The following is a 1,133-nucleotide window of genomic DNA, read 5'->3' as shown; positions in this document are numbered from 1 at the left end:
CTCGCCTGGGAGGGCGACCTGCCGACCCCAGAGCTGGACGGGACGAAGGCGACCTACCCGGAAGTGCTGCCCGGAGTCGATCTGGTCGCGAAGGCCGGCGTCGACGGGGTATCCACCTATCTGGTGGTCAAGACACGGGAGGCCGCGACCAACCCGCGCGTGAAGGACCTCAGGTACAAGGTGGTCGGGTCAGCGTCGCAGGCCCGCGGGGCGGGCACGGGCGGGGAGATCCGCGACGCTGCCGGCGCGGTGAAGTTCAGGGTGCAACGGGCGAGCATGTGGGACTCAAAGGGCGTCCCGGCTGGGGTCGAGTCCCACGAGCGGGTTGCTCCGGGGCAGGCTGCCCGGGCGGTAGAGGTTCCTGTCGAGGCGTCCGCGGACACGTTGGCGGTCAACGTCGACGAAGCGTTTCTCCAAGCGCCGGACACCGTGTACCCGGCGATCATCGACCCGGAGATTTCGGTGGCGCGCGAGTACACGTACTGGGTGGCGGTCCAGAGCAACGGAACGGAGTACTACAACTCCTCGACTGAGCATGCGCGGGTGGGCTACCAGGGCTGGTCCTCTCCGTACTTCACGTCGCGCTCGTTCTACAACTTCAACACTTCGGCGTTGTACGGGAAGGTCATTGGGTCGGCGACGTTCTCCCACAAGCTGATCCATTCCGCGAACTGGGACTGCAACGCGGCCACGTACGGGCCCGGGGTGACGCTGGGCGTGACGGGCGCGATCGGCTCGTCCACGGTGTGGCCCGGGCCCGCGTGGACCGCCACGATTGGCACGAACGCCAAGGCACACGGTGACAGCGGGATCTGCTCGGGGTATGACGTGGTCGAGTGGAACGCGAAAGCTGCGGTGCAGACCTACGCGGCGGACGTCAGCAAGCCCACCCTGACGTTGGGCTTGAAGTCCAGCAACGAGTCGAACCGTGACGGGTGGCGCAAGTTCGACAATGACGCCACGTTGAACTACCCGCTGTTGTCGGTGACGTACAACTCGCTCCCGAACGCGCCCGGCGCACCGAGCCTCGTCGGGGCGACCGGCACAGGGAAGAGCAACTACTGGGTCGACGCGCGGCAGGTGACTCTCAAGGCGACCGTCACCGACCCCGACGGTACGGCCGGAGGCTCGGT

At 67.1% G+C, this 1,133-nt stretch carries 1 protein-coding gene; it reads left to right on the top strand.

Going from position 1 to position 1,133, the window contains the following annotated elements; all coding sequences use genetic code 11:
- Nucleotides 1-1,133 (top strand): hypothetical protein (locus N802_RS20550; RefSeq protein ID WP_035919717.1); only part of this gene is annotated, 1,133 nt, incomplete at both ends.

Source organism: Knoellia sinensis KCTC 19936 (assembly GCF_000768705.1).
GTDB classification, from domain to species: domain Bacteria; phylum Actinomycetota; class Actinomycetes; order Actinomycetales; family Dermatophilaceae; genus Knoellia; species Knoellia sinensis.
Note: the sequence above shows the minus strand (reverse complement) of the source record. Positions and strands in the feature narration are given on the sequence as shown.